Genomic DNA, 22,592 nt, shown 5'->3' with positions numbered 1-22,592 from the left:
AGACTAGACTAAATTGGATGTTTGACAGCGTGAATAAATGACCATAAAGGCCTTCAACTGGCAACTGGCAACTGGCAACTGGCAACTGGCAACTGGCAACTGGCAACTGGCAACTGGCAACTGGCAACTGGCAACTGGCAACTGGCAACTGAGTAAATTCGAACCAATAAAAAAAAGATTTAAAAAGAAATTTTTAATCAGCTGTGTTTGCAAGATTATTTAGAGAGTAAGATTCTCGATTTTAAAGGATAAGTTTACGTTTTAAACGTAATTAGAGAATCATAAAAAATGATGTGACGAGAAATGAATTGAAATTGATTTATCGTGGACAAGTCTGAAAGCCATGAAAGAGTTACTAGTAAGGTGTCTCAATTTAAATATGTGGGGGATATCATTTTCTGGAGTGTTTTTTCTGTTAATTACTTCTCTTTCTTAAAAAGAATTGGTTTGTCCTTCTATCCCACAATATCTTCTCTTTTATGAAAAGAAAAACACCTCTTATTCTCAAAAATTGCTTTTTTTAAAAAAATCTTGTAAAATAGGCAAGAATAAGCTTTAGGAGATAAAATTGAAAACCTTATCCATTCACTCCTTAGTCTTCTTAATCTCAACAGTATATATCCCCTCAACCTATGCTTCAGATGCAAATCTTCAAGAGATCTCTAATACCACTAAACAATCCTCTCCCAAGACAGAAACTGAAACGCTTCTCGCCCTCGAACATATTCGAAAAAATATCATTAATCCTGAGATCTCTCTTGTTGAAAGAGCACAGCTTTATAACCCAACGACTATTCTTGAACAACTGACAGAAGAACTCAAGCCCCCATATCAAGCTCCATTGCAGAAAGGAAAAAAACTGCTAGCCTCCCAAAAAGACGCCCTTAAAAATGAATTTTATGCTTCTCGCCTCCAAATAGCAATGTGGTGTTTTAGTTTTAATTATTTCATGACAAGAAATATGATTATCCAAGGAGGAAAAGAGTTCTTTGAAGCTTTATTAAACGCGACCAAATCAGCATCCCCTCCTTTATCTCAGAATATAGGAAAATCTAAAAAAACATCTACAAAATCGACACTTCCAAAAAATCCTTCTCCACAACAGACTTCTCTATTCTCAAATGTCCCCGGTACCAACAAGGATCAACGAAAAAAAATTCTTGAACCTCTTTATGAATATCTCTCAAAAGTTCATGAATTCATATTTCTGGAAAATGACTTCCCCATTTTACTAGAAGAATCCCAACAGACCTTTAAAATCTTCTTACCCACTTTTTTTAAGGATCACTATGAAACTATTCAAACAGAATTTAATCTCTTAAAAACTCAAATTATAGAAATAACTAAATATCACCCTCCATCTCTTCCTATTTTTTCTCACGACAATTTGTATGGTGCCCTTAGTTCAAATGCTACTTTCTTTGATCTAGCATTAAAATTACGTTTTTACGATGCTTTAAGCTTATGCAACCAATATGCTGACTTTTTAGAGCAGGCCCAAAAGCTAGAAGAAGCCAAAGAATGGTACCAAAAAGCTACGGAAAAGGGTTCTGCACCGGCTATGAGCGATTTAGGATGGCTATTAGAGAAAGAAGGTAATTTTAAAGAAGCCAAAGAATGGTACCAAAAAGCTGCAGAAAAGGGTTCTGCACCGGCTATGAAATATTTGGCATTGCTATTAGCGAAAGAAGGTAAATCTAAAGAAGCCAAAGAATGGTACCAAAAAGCTGCAGAAAAGGGTTCTGCACAAGCTATGAACAATTTAGGATGGCTATTAGAGAAAGAAGGTAAATCTAAAGAAGCCAAAGAATGGTACCAAAAAGCCATTAAAAACAACCATACCCATGCTATGGGAAATTTGGGAGTTTTGTTAGAGAAAGAAGGTAAATCTAAAGAAGCCAAAGAATTATATCAAAAAATGGCTGGGCAAGGAATAGTAAAAGCTATGAACAATTTGGGAGTTTTGTTAGAGAAAGAAGGTAAATCTAAAGAAGCCAAAGAATGGTACCAAAAAGCCATCAATAAAAGGCATGCCTCGTCTATCAGTAATTTAGGAGGACTCTTACTGACAGAAGGACATTTAGAAGAAGCAGGATCACTTTTGCGACAAGCACTCGAAACTCATCCATATAATTTATTGATAATGTTTAACCTTAGTAGATTAGAACATGTGAAAGGAAATTTAAATGAAGCCAAAGAATGGCTCCAAAAAGTTCTTACTAACGAAAGATTTCCTCCAGCTCTTTATTCTCTTGCTAATTTAGAATGGGAAACAAGAAATTTAGAGGAAGCTGAAGAATTAGCAACAAAAGCTCTTGATAAAGGGGAAGTCCAAGGTTTTCTTCTGCTTGCCGCAATTCATGAAGAGAAAAAAAACCTCGAACAAGCAAAAAACTTTTATCAAAAAGCCATTGCTTCAAACGTTGAAGATGCTGAAGCATTCTACATTGCATTCCTTGAAAAAATTGGAGAATTAGAACAAGCTCGAAAAGTAGAAGACCATTACCTCGAAATGCTTCTTCCAGAAGAGATCATACCAGAGGAAAAGACTGTTGAAGCTCTCGCTCCTCAACCTAATATTCCTCAACCAAATCTGTCTCCTTCTGTCCAAGAACAACTCTATCAACCTTTACCAACTCCCGTTGAATCTTTCAAAGCGCCAACGCCTGCTAAGAAATACTTGAAGTATTTAGAACGTGCTGAAAAACAACGCAAAGAAGCCTTGAAGAAACCTCTGACAACTCAGGAAAGCGACTCTCAATCTCAGAAAACATATAAGGATGTGCTCACCGAAATACACCCTGATATTGAGATGAATACACTCACTGACTTTGAAAAGATCATGATTCAAAAATGTCTTACCTCTTTAGCCAATGGAGAACATAAAAGATCCCGTTATGAACCGTTGACAGGATACGACAACCTACACTCTATGCGCTTAACTCATGAGGACCGTCTTGTCTTTCGTATTCTTGAAGGCTCAATACATCAAGGAGTGACTAAGATTCAGATCATGTCAATCAAAGGACATTATGAAAAGGATAGTCATAAAGCATTTAAAAATTTAGTTACATCTGAAGTTTCATTCATACCATGGTCGTGGATAGAGTAAGACGTTAAGAAAAATAAGAATGATCAGGCAACTTAACTTCTTTTAACAAAGGTTGTCTGAGACTTCTTTTCTTTAAAGAATTTTCTTTGTTCTCTTGAGATGCTATTCTTTTACCCATCCTCTTGAGACAGACAAGTCGAGAAGTAGCAGAATGAAATGACGCGAATCGAGCGAAAGAAATTAATCTTCCTTATTTTTTTTCTCTAATAGATTTAAAAGAGCATTATAGGTTTCAATGTCAGGCTGTTTCGTAATATGTGACGGCGTAAAATGCATTTGAAAGGCATATAAAACGGCTTGAAGATGCTTCTCTTCCAAACCATCAATACCATACCCATACTGTTTTAATAATTTGAGGGTCATTTCGAGGGAATTATTTGAGGTTAAAGCTCCTTCAAAAGACGGCATTAACCCGATGCCTTGGGAGGCTAACCATTTCCAATCAAAAAGCTCACCCGGATCAACTTTACGTGTGGGGGCAATATCTGAATGCCCCAAAATATTCCAGGGTTTAATTTTATACCGATCAATTATCTGAAGAGACAGAGAAGCTAAAGATTCCATCTGCGCTTTAGGAAAAGGCCTATAATGAGGGCCATGCCCCGGATTAACCAGTTCAATCCCTATCGACCAACTATTGATATCGTCGCGCCCTTCCCAAGAGCTTTTTCCCGCGTGCCATGCTCTTTTTCCTTCATCGACAAGCTGATAAACATCCCCTTTTTCATCAATTAAATAATGAGCACTTACAGGATTAACAGACTTATCATCACATAAAATCTTTAATGAAGTTGCCAAATCGCAAGCCGTATAATGATAAATAAGATACTCTATAGAAGCCTGAGCAGATCGAACATTATAATTTAATGAACAAAAATTTTTATACATCTCGAATAGCTTCAATCCCGGAAATAAGTGTCAAAGCTTCCTTAAGTTGAGGCGTAATTGCGTACCTTTTATCTAATGTTAAGTGAACTTCTCGATCAAGAGGTTTCAAAATAATTTGAATAGCTCCACTTCCTTGATCACACTTAGACAAAAGCATCTTGAATTTATCCAGTGCTACCGCATTTTGGAGATAAACTTGGAGCGTTTTAGGATAACGTTCAAGGACTTTATCTAACTCTTCTAAGGCTGTGACGGTAAGTCTGAGATTCTCTTCTTCAATGCGGCTTGTCAGTTTCATAAAAAAAGTTTTACCCACATCTAGCTTTTCTCGAACGGCAAGATAAACTTCTGAAAAAACAGTCACTTCATACACGCCTGTGGCATCTGAAAACGTAATAAAAGCGTATTTATTACCATTTTTACTGATGCGCTCTTTTTTGCTAATCAAAACACCTGCTGCACTGAAAGAAGCTCCATCTTGTCGCTGAGTATAATCATGAAAATCCGATGACGTAATCAAATATAAGCGCTGAAGACTATCTCCGTAGACATCAAGAGGGTGAGCAGAAAGGTAAAAACCAATCGTATTAAACTCATATTGCAAACTTTCTAAGCGCGTCCACCGATCAGTTTCTTGAAATTTTACGGTTGAAGCTGTGACAGGTTTTTCATGCCCAAATAAACTTCCTTGAGTGCTATTTTGAGCAGCCTGTGCTTCTCCTACATATCGAAGAATAATATCAACATTCGCCATCAATTGAGCACGATTAGGGTCTAAAGAATCAAAAACCCCCGCGGGAATAAGCCCTTCTAGTAAGCGCTTATTTACAACTTTTGAACTAAGCCTTCTTGCGAAATCAATGATATCTTTAAAAGGTCCCGCCCGCTCACGTTCATTAACGAGTTCTTGCATCGCGGCCTCGCCAACGCTTTTGATTGCAGCTAAGGCGTATCTAACAGCTTCTTGGCCTTCATAATCTTTTTCGACTGAAAACCATGGCATAGACGTATTAATATCTGGAGGCAATAAAGCCACCTTCATCCTTTTGAGCTCTTGCCTATAAAAGCTTAATTTATCAGTGTTATTAATATCGTATGTCATTGTCGCAGCCATAAACTGAACTGGATAATTTGCTTTCAGAAAGGCTGTTTGATACGAAATTAAAGCATACGGAGCCGAGTGCGACTTATTGAATCCATACCCCGCGAATTTCGCCATTAAATCAAAAATTCTTGAGGCTGTTGCTCCATCAACCCCTTTTTGTTGTGCGCCACTTAAAAATATTTGTCGTTGCGCATCCATTTCACTTTTAATTTTTTTACCCATGGCACGTCTTAAAAGATCTGCCCCCCCCAGAGTATAGCCCCCCATAACCTGAGCAATTTTAATGACTTGCTCTTGGTAAACCATGACCCCATAAGTCACACGCAAAATATCATCCAACATGGGATGAAGAGTATCGACGGTTTCTTCTCCATGCTTGCAAGCTAAATAACGTGGAATGTCATCCATAGGGCCTGGACGATAGAGAGCATTCAAATCAATGATTTCTTCAAATCGGCTCGGTTGCAAACGTCGCAACACATCTCGCATTCCAGATCCTTCAAGCTGGAAGATACCAACTGTCTCAACACGTCTTAGCATTTCGAAAGTTTTTGAATCATCTATAGGAATTTGTGAAATATCGAGCTCTTCCCCACGGGCTTTAACCATATCAATTGTTTTTTGAATGATCGTTAAAGTTTTTAAGCCCAAAAAATCGAACTTGACCAAGCCAACACTTTCAACATCTTTCAAATTAAATTGTGTTGCTGGAATTGTGCTTTTACCGTCGTAATAAAGAGGAACTAATTCATCTAAAGACCGATCTCCAATCACAATACCAGCCGCATGAGTTGAAGCGTGCCTATTTAAGCCTTCAAGCTTCATTCCGATATCTAAAAGCCGGGCAACGACTTCTTCTTGGGCTGCCATTCCCTGCAGTTGAGGATCTTGTGCAACCGCTTCTTTCAGCGTAATTGGACTCGTTGGATTATTAGGAATCAATTTACAGATACGATCGACTTGGCCATAAGGCATACCAAGGACACGCCCAACGTCTCTTAAAACCGCACGCGCTTGCAATTTACCAAAGGTGATAATTTGGGCGACTCGATCATTGCCGTAACGTTCACAAACGTATCGAATAACCTCATCTCGCCGATCCTGACAAAAATCAATATCGAAGTCAGGCATTGAAATACGCTCAGGGTTTAAAAATCGCTCAAAAATTAAGCCAAAGCGAATAGGGTCAATCCCCGTAATTGTTAACACCCACGCCACAAGAGATCCTGCTCCTGAACCTCGCCCAGGCCCCACGGGAATTCCCTGAGAATTTGCCCATTGAATGAAATCAGCAACAATTAAATAATAACCTGCATAACCCATCCCAATCACAATTTCGAGTTCTTGTTCTAAGCGCTCAAAATATTTCTGACGTATCGCTTCTGCTTCTTGGGGTGAGATATCTTCCTTTGAAAAAATTTCCTTTAAACGATTCTCTAGCCCTATCTTAGCCTGCAGTCGTAATTCTTCTGGCTCAGGTTTTTCAGAGGGAAATGGTGGTAGCATTGGCTTTTGAGCTTCCACCATAAATCCACAACGTTGCGCAATTCGCACAGTATTTTCGAGTGCCTCAGGAAGGTTTGAAAATAAGGCTTTCATTTCTTCTGGTGATTTAAGACGGTGATTTAAAGTAAGACGAGGACGACTGGCTTCACTTACATACCGCCCCGAAGCAATACACATTAAAGCATCATGGGCTTCATACATATCTTCATTTACGAAAAATGCTTCATTCGTCGCAACCAAAGGTATCCCTGCTTCAAATACAATCTCAAGCAAAAGAGCTTCAACCTCCTCTTCTTCAGAAAGGCCTTGTCTTGTAATTTCCACATAAAAGTGATCAGGAAAAATTTCACTTAACTTCAAGAGAAGATTTTTGGCAGCAGCTTTTTGACTTTTTAAGAGAAGCTGATTGACTCCTCCCTTCATGCCTCCAGATAAAACTATTAATCCCTCACTATATGATTCAAGCATATTGAAAGGGATATAGGGTCTTGAACCCGTTTTATGATGAAGATATGAATAAGAAACTAGCTTTAGAAGATTCTTATACCCCTTTTCATTTTGAGCATAAAATAAAAGTGTATCTAAAACAGGCTCTATCCCAGGAAGCCGTGTTTCCTGAGACCGAGGATCTTGAGTATCAAGATCAACTAATAGCTGGCAACCGATAATTGGCTGAATGCCTGCGCTTGCAGCCATTTTTGAAAATTCCACAACTCCAAACAAATTTCCTGTATCTGTCAAGGCAACAGCCGGTAATTTTAATTCTTGGCATTTTTGGATAAGCTCAGGAAACTTTATAGCCCCTTCTGCAAGAGAATAAGTCGAGTGATTACGCAAAGGAATATAACTAAAACTCATCATCTGCCAAAATTTATGGTTTGCCTGTCTTGCTTATATCTCAAGAAAGATAGAATCAGCAATCAAGAATAGCTAATTAACTTAAATTAACTGAAGTCAATTCAGAAGGCCTATTTTCTTAGCTGATTTATGAACATCTTTCTGAATTTTTTCAAAAGCTTTCATTTCAATTTGACGAACACGTTCACGAGATATTTGATAAACGATAGAAAGTTCTTCGAGCGTTTTAGGAGGCTCTTCAAGTCGACGCGCTTTGAAAACATCAAATTCTCTTTTTTCGAGTGTGTGAAAAGCTTCTTTGAGGAGTGTGTGTCGCTTTTCAAATTCTTGTTGATGGGCAAAACTCTCTTCTTGATTCTCAGTTTCATCTAAAAGCCAATCTTGCCATTCCCCTCCCGTTTCTACATTTAAAACTGCATTCAGGGAAAATTCTTGACCTTGCATTCGTTGCTCCATCATGGTGACATCTTCGCGAGGAACATTTAATTTTTGAGAAATTTCCTCTATCATTTTATCAGATAGACTACCACCTTGATTTTCTTCTCTTTCTTCTCTCATTAATTTGCTCTTAAGAGCCCTTAATCCAAAGAAAAGCTTTTTCTGACTTGCCGTTGTCCCTATTTTTACAAGAGACCAAGATTTAAGAATATACTCTTTGATCGTCGCATCAATCCACCACATGGCGTAAGTTGAAAATCGAAAACCTTTATCCGGTTCAAAACGCTTTAAAGCTTGCATCATGCCAATACTTCCCTCTGCAAGCAAATCATGCACAGGGAGCCCATACCCACGATAACCAGAAGCTATCTTTGCCACTAAGCGCAAATGGCTCTGCAATAAAGCGTGAGCAGATTCTTCATGCTGCTCTTCATGCCAACGTTTTGCGAGCTTAAATTCTTCAGTAGACTCTAGAATAGGAAATTTTTTAGCTAATGATACAAAATGAGAAAGACTATTCTCATCACTTAAATTAGGGATTAAATTCTTGAAATCTTGAACATCTTGAGATTCTTTTTGGCTTGATAAAGACACATGTACCTCATTTTTTATAAAATTAGGATAATGTGTTTATATAAAAAAACAACAGAAGAATTTTTTCTATCTTGTTAAGAGTATTATATTATTTAGCTCCCATTCGAAACTTTAAACCAGCTTGAGCTCAATTATAAGATTCAACATTCTGCTTTAAAAGAGTCATCGCCTCTTTAAAATCCTCCGGCAATTCACATTCAAATGTCATTTCTTGCTGTGTTATTGGATGAATAAACGTTAAGCAATAAGCATGAAGAAGAGGCCGCGTATTTTGTTCTGTGAGTTCTTTCATCGCTTGAACAATACGAGCATATCCTTTAGGAATTCTGCCATAAAGAGGATCGCCAATAATTCCATGTCCTTGAGCTGCTAAATGCACCCGAATCTGATGAGTCCGCCCTGTCTCTAATTGACACTCTACTAAACTTGCGAATCTCCCAAAGATCTCTTTAGTTTCGTAGTATGTTCTTGCTTCTTTTCCTCCATTCTTTAAGAGGGCCATCTTTTGACGATTGCGAGGACTTCGACCAATATTTCCATCAATGAGACCTTGAAAAGGGCTAAGAGCTCCCCACGCAAGGGCTAAATATTGTCTTTTTAGAGTTCTTTGTGCGAATTGGGTCACAAGTCCTTGATGAGCTTTATCATGCTTAGCCGCCACGAGAAGCCCGCTTGTTCCTTTATCCAGCCGATGAACAATCCCTGGCCTCTTAACACCAGAAATACCTGAAAGAGATCCTTCACAATGAGCTAAAAGAGCATTCACGAGTGTTTGATCATAATTACCAGGGGCAGGATGAACAACCATGCCAGCAGGCTTATTAATAACAATCACATCTTGATCTTCATAAACCACATCAAGGGGGATAGATTGAGGCTTTGGAATAGCATCGATTAAAGGTTCAATTGTAATGGAAATTTCATTATTTTCTTTTACTTTAGCAGAAGGAAGATAAAGTTTTTCATTAACAAGTATTTTATGTTGTTCAATAAGGCACTTAATTCGCGTGCGACTGAGATCTGGATATTTTTGAGCCAGTACACGATCTAAGCGTAAACCAGCATCTTCCAACTCAACAATATATTTACGGACCTCGGTCATGATTTTCTCATAGACTCCATGCTTGGTTCAGAGTATCAATATTCTCTAATAATTAATCATAGCTTCGAAGAATGAATGAACTTTCGTATTAACCCACGTATTCTTGCGGCACTTTTATGTTTTATATTAGCTATGGCAATAGCTGTGCATGATTTCTGGTTTCATCGTCAAGAGAAACTTGAAAATTATACGCCTGTTGAACCAGCTCCTCTCCTCTCTGCTGAAGAAAAAGTTATTCCCGATGAAGACAAAGGCCCCCAAGAGAAAACTCTTTTTATTCATAAAGGAGATACTTTAACATCTGTCTTAGTTACCTCTGGTATTGAGAGAGGTCAAGCACATGAAATCGCCGAACTTCTAAGAAAAGCTTTTAATCCTAAAGACCTTCGTCCCGATCATGAAATTCATATAACTTTCATTCCTATTCCTGAAAAACAAGGGGCTTATGATTTGCAATCCCTTTATTTCCGTCCATCGATTAGCGAAGAAATTTGGATAACGCGAACTGATAATGGTCCTTTTATCATTGAAAAACTGCCCGTGAAGCTTGATCACGTTGTAAAAGAAGTAACCGGAAAGATCCATGACAGTTTTTATATGGATGCAGGGAAACAAGGCGTTCCAAAAAGAATACTCCATGAGTTCATTAAAGCATTTAGTTATGATGTTGACTTTCAAAGAAGCTTTCATGTTGATGACGAATATGCTTTGGTGTTCGACCTTTATGCAGATCCTAATACACAACGCGAAGAAGCCGGAGATCTTCTGTATGCAATGTTAACTTTGCAAGGTAAAAAGCTTTCTATTTATCGTTTTAAAACTAAAAGTGGTGATTATGCTTATTTTAATGCAAAAGGTGAAAGTGTCCGCAAAGGACTCTTACGAACCCCTATTGATGGGGCTCGTATTTCCTCAGGATACGGAAGTCGTAAACACCCTATTTTAGGATATACTAAACAGCATAAGGGAGTCGACTTTGCAGCTCCTATCGGAACACCTATTATGGCTTCAGGTGACGGTGTTATTGAAAAAGCAGGTCCCTGGGCAAGTTATGGAAATTATATTCGTATCCGACATAATAGCGAATTCTCAACTGCTTATGCACATTTAAGTCGGTTTGCAAATGGGATCCGTGCAGGGAAACGTGTTAAACAAGCTCAAATCATTGGGTATGTTGGAATGACAGGACGCACAACAGGCCCACATCTGCATTATGAGCTTTTACGGCATAACGTCCAAATTAACCCTTCAAGCATTAAAATGTTACCAGCGGGCAAATTAACTGGACAAGAACTAAACAAATTTATAGTACATAAAGAGGAAGTTGATAAAAAATACCAATCTCTCTACGAAAAAAGAGCTACACTAGAGAAAAAAGTTTCTGCTCCCGAAATCACGCCTGCGCCCTCGCCTCAGTCGTAAATTTGGTAAGAAATTCCTTAATAAAAAATTAATCTTTATTAAGCACAGCCTTATAGTAATCTTCTTTGATTATCCAAAAATATTGAAACTTATGCACAAGCCTTACTACGGTCTTTCTATGTCAATACATTTTTTTTATTATAAGAAAAAATTTTACTTGCTTTAAAAATAAACTTAGAGTTTCCAGGCTTTTTTCGATTTGCTTAAAATTTAAGCAACTTAGCCTCAGTCGAAGATCTCTCAGGGAATTTTACCTTTATCTATGGTTTATCCACAGACTTATTCACAAATTCTGGGGATGAAAATATTTTAGGGTGTATGATCAATTTTAAGCTCATTTTAATAACTTTATATAAAACAGAAAATAGATGAGATAAGCGAGCGATAAATCTTTTGATTGACATTAGAACAATCTCTTCCAAAATGGTCCTATGACACATTCTCCTTCTTTTCAGACATCCTTAGAACAGGGTGTTTCTATCATCGCCATGCATGTAAAAACATTGTCACCCTCTCCCGGTGTTTACCGCATGATTAACCAGCAAGCAGAAGTCTTATATGTTGGAAAGGCCAAAAATTTAAAAAAAAGGGTTCATAGTTATACGCAAGCCTATCGCCTTCCTAATCGTCTTCAACGTATGGTCGCTGAAACTCATACAATGGAATTTATTACCACCCATACTGAAGTTGAAGCCCTCCTCCTTGAAGCTAACCTGATTAAGCGTTTAAAACCTCGGTATAATATCCTCCTAAAAGATAATAAATTTTTCTCATATATTTTATTATCAAACCATGAATGGCCTAGCCTTACAAAGCATCGTGGCGCAAAAACACTTCCTGGCACTTATTTTGGCCCTTTTGCCTCTACGTATGCTGTTAATCAAACACTCACCACGATGTATAGAATTTTTAAGCTACGCTCCTGTAGCGATAGTTTTTTTGCAAGTCGCAAAAGGCCTTGCCTACAGTATCATATTAAAAGATGTACCGCTCCCTGTACGCGCTATATTAAGGCTTCTGATTATGAAGAATCGGTCCAGCAAACAAAATCATTCCTTGAAGGTAAATCGCATGAGCTTCAACAAAATCTTAGTCAACGTATGCACGAATCAAGTGAATGCCAAGATTATGAAAAAGCAACCCATTATCGAGATCAAATTCGTGCCCTTACTCAAATCCAGGCGCAACAAAATATTAATACAGCTCTAAAAGAAGATACAGATGTCATTGCAATTGCGTCTCATGGCGAAACAACATGTATTCAGATCTTCTTTTTCCGCCATGGCAGCAATTTTGGAAGTCATAGCTTTTTTCCTGAGCACACAAAGGATTTATCAATAGAAGAAGTATTGGCTAGCTTCCTCACTCTTTTCTATCAAGATACGCTTCCCCCTCAAGAAATTCTTTTAAGCCACCCTTTAAAAGAACAGGGTCTCGTGGAAGAAGCCCTTTCATTAACGGCCGAACGGAAAGTAAATATTAGCATACCACAGCGAGGACAGCGCGTAAAAATCTTAAGACAAGCTCTTGAAAATGCTGATGAAGCCCTCGCACGCCATCTCTCTTCGAATCGTTCCCAGTTAAAAATTTTAAATGAAGTTGCAGATGTTTTTGGACTCACAAATATGCCCCAACGGATTGAAGTCTATGATAATAGTCATATCCAAGGAACCAATGCTATTGGGGCGATGATCGTCGCAGGCTCACAAGGGTTTGATAAAGCTAGTTATCGTAAATTTACAATTAAAATAGATGAAGAAGGTGCGCCAACTCCAGGAGATGATTACGGCATGATGAGAGAAGTTATTCGGCGGCGTTTTTCAGGTTCTTTAGCTCAAGATCAATCTCGCAATCCCTTCCCACACCTTCTTCTCATTGATGGCGGAATAGGCCATCTTAATGCGGTTTATGAAATCCTTGAAAATTTTGGACTTTCTATTCCTGTGGTTGCCATCGCAAAAGGACCAGAAAGAAATGCCGGAAAAGAAACTTTTTTCCAACCTGGTCGTGCGCCCTTTTCTCTTGAAAAGCATAAAACAGTCCTTTTTTATCTCCAACAATTACGCGATGAAGCGCATCGTTTTGCAATTACTTTTCATCGACAAAAAAGAACAAAAACAATTGAACGTTCCATGCTTGATGATATTTTAGGAATTGGGTCGCATCGTAAAAAATCTCTACTGCGCCATTTTGGATCTACACGTGAAGTTGCTCGGGCTGGTATTGAAGATCTACAATCTGTAAAAGGAATTAGTGCAAGTTTAGCTCAAAAAATATATGATTACTTTCATTAAAGAATCCAAATAATTTTAAAATCCAAATTAAAGAAGGAGAAATAAGTAAGTGTTAGCAGGTTTACCAAATTATCTGACGCTCTTTCGCATTATTCTTATTCCTGTGGTTGCGGCTTTATTTTATTTAAATTCAAACCTAGGATATTGGATTGCAAGCTTCTTTTTTGTGATCGCTTGTATTACAGATTTTTTAGATGGCTATTATGCACGCACACTCAGGCAAACAACGCAATTAGGCCGATTTTTAGATCCAATGGCCGATAAGCTATTAATTGCATCAACATTGTTACTATTGGTTGGGTTTGACCATATTAAAGGGATTTCACTTATTCCTGCTATCATTATTTTATGCAGAGAACTTCTAGTTTCTGGCCTTAGGGAATTTTTAGCCGAAACCAAGATTTCTATGCCTGTGACTCAACTTGCAAAATGGAAAACAGCCCTTCAGATGACCTCTCTGACTATTCTCATTGCCGCTACTCCTCTCACTGACTTCTTATATCTACGTATTTTAGGCACATTTGGGTTGTGGGCTTCTGCAATTCTAACACTCATTACAGGCTACGATTATTGTCGCTTCGGTTTAAAATATATTTCTAATGATCATCGAACAAATTTTTCCCGATAAATGATTAATCGGGAAAAGATCAAGATTTTAGCATACTTTGCATTCAACACTTGATTCAATGGCAAGGCTGATGCTATATACCAATATTCCTTTGGTGAGGGCGCTTAGCTCAGCGGGAGAGCGCTACGTTGACATCGTAGAGGTCACTGGTTCAATCCCAGTAGCGCCCACCATTATAATGAATTTTACATCCCTAATATCAGATAAGTTTTTGGAATGAATTCTCTTTTCCCTAACCCAGATATACTTTACCCCATCAAAGACGTAAAACGTACATGTTTTCTTAAAAACATTATTACAAATCCTCAAATCATTGTAGGTGATTACACGTATTATGATGATCCAGATGATGTCTATAATTTTGAGAAAAATATTTTGTATTTATTCGATTTTATGAAAGACAAGCTTATAATTGGTAAATTCTGTCAAATTGCAACAGGTGTCAAATTTATTATGAATGGTTCTAACCACGCTATGGACGGAATTTCTACCTACCCTTTTAGAGTTTTTGGAGAATCCTGGCAGACGGCAAGCATGAATGCTGTTAGCAAAGGAGATACTGTGATTGGAAATGATGTTTGGATAGGTAATTCTGCGACAATCATGCAAGGCATTAACATTGGCCATGGAGCCATCATTGGAACAAATGCTCTTGTAACAAAAAATGTTGAGCCTTATACAATTGTTGGTGGCAATCCGGCACAGCTCATTCGTAAACGCTTTGATGAAGAAACAATCTCTTTTCTGCTAGATTTAGCATGGTGGGATTGGCCTGTTGAGAAAATCACGCTTTTCTTAGAAGCGATTACAACTGGAGATATTCAAGCTCTAAAAGGGCAATAATCTTAAATTATTAACTCTTAAAAAAATACCTCGTGATGTCTTATTAAGTAGGAAAAAGTTCTTACATCTTTGAAAGTCCAAACTAGGTATTCTTAAGAGTGCTTCAAAAGTATTACAATTTATTGAGCACTTGCTGTATACATTTTTTCCTGACGGTACTTCTGAAAAGGGAGACAAGGAGTTCCCTCTTGCTCAATAAAATAACACACCCGTTGAGCAGCTTCTTTGCTAAAACCAACCAAACGAGCTCTATAAGGATTCCCTTGTTTACGGGTTGCACGTGCAATAGAAACTTGTCCTTCTTCAATATCGTCGGGAAGTTTTGCAAGTAGACGAGCCGCGGTCATATGAGCTTGATTGGCATTCTTAAAAGTTCCGATTTGAACTCCCCATTCATCTTGTTTTTCCTTTTTTATCTTATTTGGAGAAGTAGTTAGAGCATTTTTCTTTTTTAAAGCATTACTTGGAGTATTATTAGGCGTTGCCACTGATGGATAACTAATACGTTTTACTTGAGGCAATCCAGCAGGGGAAAAACTATTCATTTGTTGCAAAGGATTTTCTGAAACTATCCGCGGATTCGGCAATTCATGAAGATCACTCTGTTCAATAAATTCGGGATCCAAACGTGGTTGCTTGAATTTTGTAAATCCTTTATTTGTTAAGGAAATAACTCGCTGATCTCGCCATCTTGAGGTCTCTCCCCCCATGACAACTGTAATAAGCCTATTCCCATTCCGAATAGTTGATGTGGAAATATTGAAACCAGAAGCACAAATAAAGCCTGTTTTCCCTCCATCCAGACCTTCAACTTTTCCTAAAAGTTTATTGTGATTGGCGTGAACAATACCATTATAAGTAAAGCTTTTTTGACCAAAATAGTGTTTATAATAGATTGGAAAGTCACGTATAACAATCTGCAAGAGTTTTGCCATGTCAGCTGCTGTCGTAATTTGTTGTTTGTTAGGAACACCAGAAGCATTTTTAAAGAGTGTACTCTTAAGCCCCAACTGTCGAACTCTCTTTGTCATCTGTTGAGCAAAGGCAGCCTCTGAACCAGAGAGATGTTCCGCAACTGCCACAGCAATATCATTTGCTGATTTAGTCACAAGCGCAAGAATGGCATGTTTAACTGAAATTGTTGAACCAATAGGGATCCCTAACTTAGTTGGAATTTGACGCGCTGCATGAGCAGAAATTTTAAGCTTGGTATCAAGTTTAACCCGACCTTGGTTTAGGGCTTCAAATAACATATAAAGAGTTGCAACTTTTGTTAAAGAAGCAGGATGAACACGACCATAGGCATTTTCTGCATGCAAGACTTTCCCGCTATAGGCATCCATAACATAAGCAGCGTATTTTCCCGCAGTTACAGAATTATGAATGAGGAAGAATAATGAGAAAAAGATTGTTATAAATGTTTGGTTTATCCACCGTGTTTTCATAAATAACGAACCTTTATTTTTCTAATGACTTACTTATAAGGATTAATTTTTAATCAAAATTTAAAGAAGGTCAAGCAAAAGCTGCTTATCTTCTTCAGAAATTTTATTCTGTTAAATTATTTTTTAGAGGCTGCACACGAAGAGCAAGAATCGCCGCAATACTTATGACAACGATATAAAAAGCAGGCGCTATAACCCAGTTAGTTAAATGCCAAAACCAGAGACAAAGCGCTGGTGCTGAACGACCAAATAGCTCTGATCCAAGGGCATATCCTACCCCTGTAAGAAGATAAGTTTCACGCCCTTTAAATGATTGTATAAACCAAGCTTGCAATGAGGCAGAAAAACCAAGACCACAAAGAACAATCCACAAGCGAATTAATCCGACCCCAAACATATTGCTATAAGGAATAAGCGCAAAGAATGGAATTGCTGTAATGGCAAGAAGCAGAGCTATAAAAATCATTGTTCTTCGGACACCAAAAATATCAGAAAACTTTCCAAATAAAGGTAAAAGACACATATCTAAAGCTAACAATATTGTATTAAATTTTAAGGCGTCCCCGAACGTTAATGATGTTACTTGAGTAACAAAAATATTCATAAAAACAAAAGGAATTGCATATGTCACATAGCTTAGACTTGATACAGCAATAATTCTGAACAAATCTTTTTTGCGTCTTATTAAAGTTTCTACTATTTTCAACGAACTGGGAGAATTCGGCTTTACAGCAAACATCTCTTGTTTGATTTGATATCTTAGATAAAGCCCTAAAATTCCTGTAAAAAAACTCAATAAAAAAGGAATTCTCCAATATAGATCCGCAAAGTTTGAAAAAGAAACCAATGTTGCTGCAAAGGACGCCAAAAGAATTCCCGCAACTGTTGAACTTTGATAGATTCCATTTGCTTGACCTTGAATGATAGAGGGCACATTCTTTAACATTAACAAAGGTGCTACAGTTGATTCACCCGCAGCAAAAAAACCTTGGGCGACTCTGAGAAGTACAAGCGCTAACGGTGCAAAAACACCTATCTTCTCAAAAGATGGTAGAATCCCTATTCCTCCTGTTGTTAACGCAACCCCCCACAATGAAAAGATGAAAGCCTGTTTTCCGCCTTTCTCACCACTCAATTTTCCAAAAAATAAGGCCCCTAAAGGGCGCGTCACAATAGAAACCGATAAAAGGCTATAGGCATAAATAAGAGCAACAACAGGGTCGTCATTAGGAAAAAAGAGAGGCGCCATGTAAGGCGCTAAAAAACCGTATAAGGCTGTATCGTAATGATCGAGACTGTTGCCAACAATTGTCGATAAGAAGATTTTATTTTTTAGAATAGATGAGCGCACATTTGATTTGATCTGCATTTCACTCTCCCTTCGCAGGCATTATCCTGAACAGGTTGTAAGGGTTTTTCTCAGCGAGCTTTTCTAAAGCTTGCACCCCTGGTGTTAGCAAGTAGATGTAAATTTCTTAATTCATAAAAGCAAGAATAAACTTAGAAAATTTTAAAAACATACATGCATTTATATTCCTTATTACCACAAATGCATGCTTTTTAAAGAGAAACTATTTCAAATAGTATCTTTGTTTTTCTATATCCAAAATCAATTGATATTGGATATTTCTTTAGAAATATTCTTTTAAATTAAATTGTAACTTGATCTTATAATTCTTATATTTTCTTCAAAACTAACGTCATCCATTCATCAATGGGGTATCGGTCTATTTCTTTAAATGAAAATGCTTTGTAAGCATTTCCTACAGCCTCTGCTTGTGTTGCAAGAAGTCCTGACAAAATAATAATCCCTTTTTCACTGACATAACGGTCCATATCCGAAGCCAACAGAATCAAAGGATCCGCAAGAATATTGGCAGTTATAAGGTCATAAAGAGCTTTATTTTTAAGGATTTCAGATTGAAACCCCTCTGAAAGATAGCAAGTTACTTGCGACTTAAGATCATTTTCAAAGACATTAGATGTTGCCTTCTCAACTGCCTCTATGTCGTTGTCAGACATTGTCACATTTATATTAAATAAACGCGCGATTGCCATTCCAAGTATACCCGTCCCACAACCTAAATCCAAAGGATTAAGAGGAGCATATTTTTCTTCTTTAAGTTTCTCTAAAGCGAGAAGACATCCTTGGGTTGTTGCATGTTGTCCAGTTCCAAAAGCCGTGGCTGCATCAATTTTAAAAGAAATTTTGCCTTGTGGAATGGGCTCTTCATGATGGGATCCATACACATAAAAATTTCCAATGGTAAGCGGAGGAAAAGCTTTACGATTTTCTGAAAGCCAATCAATCTCAGGAACTAATGACAAACTTAAATGAGGTGTCTCTATCCCTTCTTTTTCAGACGTTTCTTTGAAAAGATAGTTTAGGACTTGTAAATTGGGGCTAAAATCAAAGAGAACTTCTATGTGCCACTGGTCGGGATTTTCTTTTTGTTCAAAAGTAGACACTCCAAGGTGGTCTTCTCCTAAAATCTCTTCAAATAAGATGATATGTGTTTTTTTGCAGTGGAATTCGAGTTTATAAAGCATTTTTCATTTCTTATTAAATTTATTTACGAACAACAAAAGAAGACATGACTTTCTTAAGCCCAGTATGTTCAAAATGAACATCTAATTTATCACCACTGATTTCTGTGACACGCCCATAACCAAATTTAATATGAAAAACGCGATCACCCAAAGAAAATGGCGACGTGGTTACTTTTGGCGCTATTTGAGAGTAAGAAATACCTGAGCGAGAAGACTCTTGTAAAGTAACCGCATCATCCCACCCTCTCCTTCCTCGACCAAAGATTCCTGGTTGATTGATAACTTCTATATGCTCACGGGCCAATTCATCAATAAAACGAGAAGGCATAGAACTCTGCCATTCCCCAGGAAGACGTCGATTGACTGCAAAAGTAATAATAGCACGTTTTTTGGCCCGAGTGAGCCCGACATAAGCTAAGCGCCTTTCTTCTTCCAGCCCACCTTCGCCAGCTTCCGTTAAAGCCCGTGGATTCGGAAAAACTCCTTCTTCCCATCCTGCAAGAAAAACAGTATCAAATTCGAGCCCTTTAGCCGCATGTAGCGTCATAAGACTCACCATATCTCCTTGCGAGGCTGCACTATTTTCCATAACCAAACTGACATGTTCTAAGAAAGATGCCACACCTTCAAATTGACCCACAGCAGCTGCAAATTCTTTTAGGTTTTCAAGTCGCCCTGGCGCATCTGGAGATTTATCCTCAAGCCACATAGCCGTATAACCAGATTCATCGAGGATAATGCCTGTTAACTCTTTTGGAGGAACTTTCTCTAACATGTTACGCCAACGATCAAAATCTAATAAAAGAGAATTAAGGGCGGCTTTAGCTTGTCCTCTTAACTCATCTGTTTCCAACAGTATGCGTGTCGCCTCCACTAAGGAAATAAGATTTATTCGTGCATAAGCATGTAAAGTTTGGAGAGTTGAATTCCCTATACCTCGTCGAGGTGTATTAATAATGCGTTCAAACGCAAGACTATCATTGGGCTGTATCACCACACGTAAATAAGCAAGGGCATCTCGGATTTCCTGACGTTCATAGAAACGAGGTCCTCCAATAACTCGATACGGAACTCCTAAGGTAATAAAACGGTCTTCAAATTCTCGCATTTGAAAGCTCGCACGAACAAGAATAGCAATAGAAGATAAATTCTCATTTTTTCGATGGAAATTTTCTATTTCTTCTCCCACAAAACGAGCCTCTTCTTCACCATCCCAAACTCCTCTTACCTGAACAAGCTCCCCTCCATCCCGTTGCGTACGAAGTGTTTTTCCCAAACGACTATTGTTATGTGAGATAAGCGTAGAAGCCGCACCTAAAATTTGAGGGGTCGAACGATAATTTTCTTCCAAACGTATAATTTTAGCCCCCGGGAAATCTTGTTCAAATTTTAAGATATTTCCTATTTCTGCACCACGCCAACCGTAGATTGATTGATCATCATCTCCCACACAACAGAGATTATTCTGATTCCCCATCGCTAAAAGCCGAAGCCATAAATATTGAACAATATTGGTATCTTGATACTCATCCACAAGGATATATTTAAATTGTTCTTGATAAGTTTTGAGAATATTCTGGTGTGTTGTAAATAAGGTGACTGTTAAAAGTAATAAATCTCCAAAATCAACAGTATTCAAAATTTGAAGACGTTGTTGATAATCTTTATAAATTTTGAGGGTATTTTCATCTCCTACGTAACCAGTTTTACCCATTTGAGTCGCTGTTACTTTTTCAGGTAATAAACCTCTATCTTTCCAGCGGCCTATAGCCCCCAATACCTGGCGAGGAGGATAACGCTTGTCATCTAATTCTTCCGCCTTCAAGAGTTGCTTTATCAAACGAAGTTGGTCATCTGTATCCAAAATCGTGAAATTAGATTTAAGACCAATAAGCTCTGAATGATGCCGCAGGATACGAACGCATAAAGAATGAAATGTTCCTAACCATAAACCTTCAGCTGAGTGCCCTATAAGGCGGTTAAGTCTCTCCTTCATTTCTTGAGACGCTTTATTCGTAAAAGTTACAGCAAGGATTTGAGAAGGCCACGCATGACGATGCAATAAAATATGAGCTATTCTGCTTGTTAAAACGCGTGTTTTTCCTGTGCCTGCTCCCGCTAAAACAAGTACCGGACCATTTATGGTTTCAACAGCAATACGTTGCGCCTCATTAAGGTTATTGAGATGCTGCTCATTCATATTTTCTCTTTCGAATTCTTGGGAAGAGGCTTGTAATTCTTTACTTGGAAACATTTAAGTACTTCTACGATAATAAAATAATATGACCTATGTTCTCATAGCATACCTTACCTATACATCCCAATAGCTTTAATATATTATTTATAGAGCCAAAAGATTATTATTCTAGAGAAGCTTTTTTGTAGCATATTAAATAGCTTTTTAAGGCTTCTCTTAGGTCATCAAAAGAAATGTCCTCAAGATAATTCAGTTCTTCAGAAGTTAAAGAAACATCTTTAAATATCTTTTTTTCTAAAAATGGCTTCGACCCTAATTTATATAAAACTTGCTTAATTTTAAACCGAGTAACAGCTTGATAACCAAAATAACTATTTATTTTATCTATAATTAAAGGGGCACCATATTCAATTAAGAGCCCTGAAGATATTTGTACATTCAGGTGAAGTGTCCCTTCTGTCTTTTTTCCTTGAGGAAAAACTAATTTTTCAGGTGAGCATTTTTCACTCAATTCTGGCCCAACAATTTTACCCCACTCCAAGAGGATCTCAGCCTGAACAAATCCTTTTTTTTCAAAGGTAGGCTTGACAAGTTTTGGTAAAAGCTTTGCAATAAATTGAGCTGAAGAAGTTCTAACTTGTTTCATCCATGAAACATAGCAGATCTGCTAATATTTGCAACAGCTGGTCCCAACAAGACAATCAGTAAGCAAGGGAAACTGAAAAGCGCTAAAGGCAGAGATAATAAAACAGGAAGGCGAGCCGCTTTTGCTTCTATTTCTAAAATTTTATGTTTTGTAAATTCTTGAGAAAGAACTGTCAGCGTATTTCCAATAGAAGCACCTTGTTCTTCAGCTTGAATAATACTTGAGACAAGGATATGAACCAAAGGAATATCAACGCGACGTGCAAAATTGCGAAAAGCAATATGACGATCAGGAATAAGGTCCAATTCAATCGAAACTTGGGTCAACTCTTTGCACAAGTCTGGGTTAATCGTCGCGATTTCTTCTGCTATTTTTTCCAAAGCTCCGTCAATTGTCAGACCTGCTCGAACACAAACCCCTAAAAGATCGACAACAAAAGTCAAATGTTTCTTCATTCTCGCATAACGTTTAGCAATCGTATAATCGAGTAGATATTCGAAAAAACGAATACAAATAAATAAAAACAACATAAAAATAACTAACTTAATTAACCAAGTTTGCTCATATATTTGGGGAACGGAAAAAATTAAAAAGAAGTACAATGATGTTCCTACAATAAAGCCTATCGTATTGGAAATGATATAGATAAGAAAACCATTCTCAGAGCTCCACCCTGCTTGTTCTAAGCGTAATTTATAACCATCGATTGTTCCCTGCAGTCTTGTTCTCAACGATGAGATAAAGCTTGATTCTGAAATTTTCTGAGAATTTATTGTATTGCTTAATGATACATTAGTGCCTTGTGGATTTTTTGAAAAAACTTCAAAGCCCCTTACTTTTTGGATCCGATCTTTTACATCTTCTGAGGCTGCCGTTTTAGTGAGAAAATGTACTAAAGAAATAAGAGTAATGGTTATTATAAGGATAAAACTAAGATTATTGCTTATCAGATCCATAAACATTT

At 37.6% G+C, this 22,592-nt stretch carries 16 protein-coding genes, 1 tRNA gene and 1 riboswitch; of the genes, 7 read left to right on the top strand and 10 right to left on the bottom strand.

Going from position 1 to position 22,592, the window contains the following annotated elements; translation table 11 throughout:
- The first annotated feature begins 37 nt into the window (after window positions 1-37).
- Window positions 38-223, top strand: a complete 186-nt coding sequence (locus J0H12_02955; protein MBN9412872.1) for a hypothetical protein — start codon at window positions 38-40, stop codon at window positions 221-223.
- 345 nt (window positions 224-568) lie between these two features.
- A complete protein-coding gene (locus tag J0H12_02950) occupies window positions 569-3,112 on the top strand; it encodes a tetratricopeptide repeat protein (protein ID MBN9412871.1) in 2,544 nt (847 codons plus the stop codon).
- Window positions 3,113-3,292: 180 nt separating this feature from the next.
- Here J0H12_02950 and J0H12_02945 read toward each other — a convergent pair whose 3' ends face one another.
- The 4 genes from J0H12_02945 to J0H12_02930 all read right to left on the bottom strand — a co-directional run bounded on the left by J0H12_02945 (window position 3,293) and on the right by J0H12_02930 (window position 9,603).
- Window positions 3,293-4,000 (bottom strand): N-acetylmuramoyl-L-alanine amidase, encoded by a 708-nt coding sequence (locus J0H12_02945; protein ID MBN9412870.1) that lies wholly within the window; start codon window positions 3,998-4,000, stop codon window positions 3,293-3,295.
- Entirely contained in the window at window positions 3,993-7,472 is a 3,480-nt protein-coding gene (dnaE, locus tag J0H12_02940) for a DNA polymerase III subunit alpha (protein ID MBN9412869.1), read from the bottom strand. The genes J0H12_02945 and dnaE overlap by 8 nt, the downstream gene beginning before the upstream one ends.
- Before the next feature lie 93 nt (window positions 7,473-7,565).
- Window positions 7,566-8,447 (bottom strand): RNA polymerase factor sigma-32, encoded by an 882-nt coding sequence (locus J0H12_02935; protein MBN9412868.1) that lies wholly within the window; start codon window positions 8,445-8,447, stop codon window positions 7,566-7,568.
- Between the two features lie 181 nt (window positions 8,448-8,628).
- Entirely contained in the window at window positions 8,629-9,603 is a 975-nt protein-coding gene (locus J0H12_02930; protein ID MBN9412867.1) for an RluA family pseudouridine synthase, read from the bottom strand.
- A 75-nt stretch (window positions 9,604-9,678) separates the two neighbouring features.
- Between J0H12_02930 and J0H12_02925 the strand changes: the two genes are divergently transcribed.
- From J0H12_02925 to J0H12_02905, 5 genes are all read left to right on the top strand, one after another.
- On the top strand, window positions 9,679-11,025 hold the full coding sequence (locus tag J0H12_02925) for a peptidoglycan DD-metalloendopeptidase family protein (protein MBN9412866.1): 1,347 nt from the start codon (window positions 9,679-9,681) through the stop codon (window positions 11,023-11,025).
- A 431-nt stretch (window positions 11,026-11,456) separates the two neighbouring features.
- Window positions 11,457-13,319 (top strand): excinuclease ABC subunit UvrC, encoded by a 1,863-nt coding sequence (gene uvrC, locus J0H12_02920; protein MBN9412865.1) that lies wholly within the window; start codon window positions 11,457-11,459, stop codon window positions 13,317-13,319.
- A 49-nt stretch (window positions 13,320-13,368) separates the two neighbouring features.
- Window positions 13,369-13,947 (top strand): CDP-diacylglycerol--glycerol-3-phosphate 3-phosphatidyltransferase, encoded by a 579-nt coding sequence (gene pgsA, locus J0H12_02915; GenBank protein ID MBN9412864.1) that lies wholly within the window; start codon window positions 13,369-13,371, stop codon window positions 13,945-13,947.
- 98 nt (window positions 13,948-14,045) lie between these two features.
- Window positions 14,046-14,120 (top strand) — tRNA-Val (locus tag J0H12_02910).
- A 43-nt stretch (window positions 14,121-14,163) separates the two neighbouring features.
- On the top strand, window positions 14,164-14,790 hold the full coding sequence (locus J0H12_02905; protein ID MBN9412863.1) for a CatB-related O-acetyltransferase: 627 nt from the start codon (window positions 14,164-14,166) through the stop codon (window positions 14,788-14,790).
- 119 nt (window positions 14,791-14,909) lie between these two features.
- On the opposite strand, the gene J0H12_02900 is transcribed toward J0H12_02905, so the two are convergent.
- The 6 genes from J0H12_02900 to J0H12_02875 form a co-directional block, all read right to left on the bottom strand.
- Window positions 14,910-16,235 carry a D-alanyl-D-alanine carboxypeptidase gene (locus J0H12_02900; protein MBN9412862.1) on the bottom strand — a complete coding sequence of 442 codons (1,326 nt, stop codon included), beginning with the start codon at window positions 16,233-16,235 and terminating at the stop codon, window positions 14,910-14,912.
- A gap of 103 nt (window positions 16,236-16,338) precedes the next feature.
- Window positions 16,339-17,604, bottom strand: coding sequence for an MFS transporter (locus tag J0H12_02895; GenBank protein MBN9412861.1), 1,266 nt, complete (start codon window positions 17,602-17,604; stop codon window positions 16,339-16,341).
- Window positions 17,594-17,694, bottom strand: a riboswitch (TPP riboswitch). Its footprint overlaps the gene before it by 11 nt.
- Window positions 17,695-17,912: 218 nt before the next feature.
- A complete protein-coding gene (locus tag J0H12_02890) occupies window positions 17,913-18,785 on the bottom strand; it encodes a 50S ribosomal protein L11 methyltransferase (GenBank protein MBN9412860.1) in 873 nt (290 codons plus the stop codon).
- Window positions 18,786-18,804: 19 nt separating this feature from the next.
- Window positions 18,805-21,039 (bottom strand): UvrD-helicase domain-containing protein, encoded by a 2,235-nt coding sequence (locus J0H12_02885; protein MBN9412859.1) that lies wholly within the window; start codon window positions 21,037-21,039, stop codon window positions 18,805-18,807.
- A 106-nt stretch (window positions 21,040-21,145) separates the two neighbouring features.
- Window positions 21,146-21,628, bottom strand: a complete 483-nt coding sequence (locus J0H12_02880; protein ID MBN9412858.1) for a DUF721 domain-containing protein — start codon at window positions 21,626-21,628, stop codon at window positions 21,146-21,148.
- Window positions 21,625-22,584: a type II secretion system F family protein gene (locus J0H12_02875; GenBank protein MBN9412857.1), complete on the bottom strand. Its 960-nt coding sequence runs from the start codon at window positions 22,582-22,584 to the stop codon at window positions 21,625-21,627. Before J0H12_02875 ends, J0H12_02880 begins: the two co-directional genes overlap by 4 nt.
- Window positions 22,585-22,592 lie beyond the last annotated feature (8 nt).

Source organism: Candidatus Paracaedimonas acanthamoebae, from assembly GCA_017307065.1.
Classification (GTDB): domain Bacteria; phylum Pseudomonadota; class Alphaproteobacteria; order Caedimonadales; family Caedimonadaceae; genus Paracaedimonas; species Paracaedimonas acanthamoebae_A.
The sequence above is the reverse complement of the archived record's forward strand: the minus strand, read 5'-3'. Positions and strand labels throughout refer to the sequence as shown.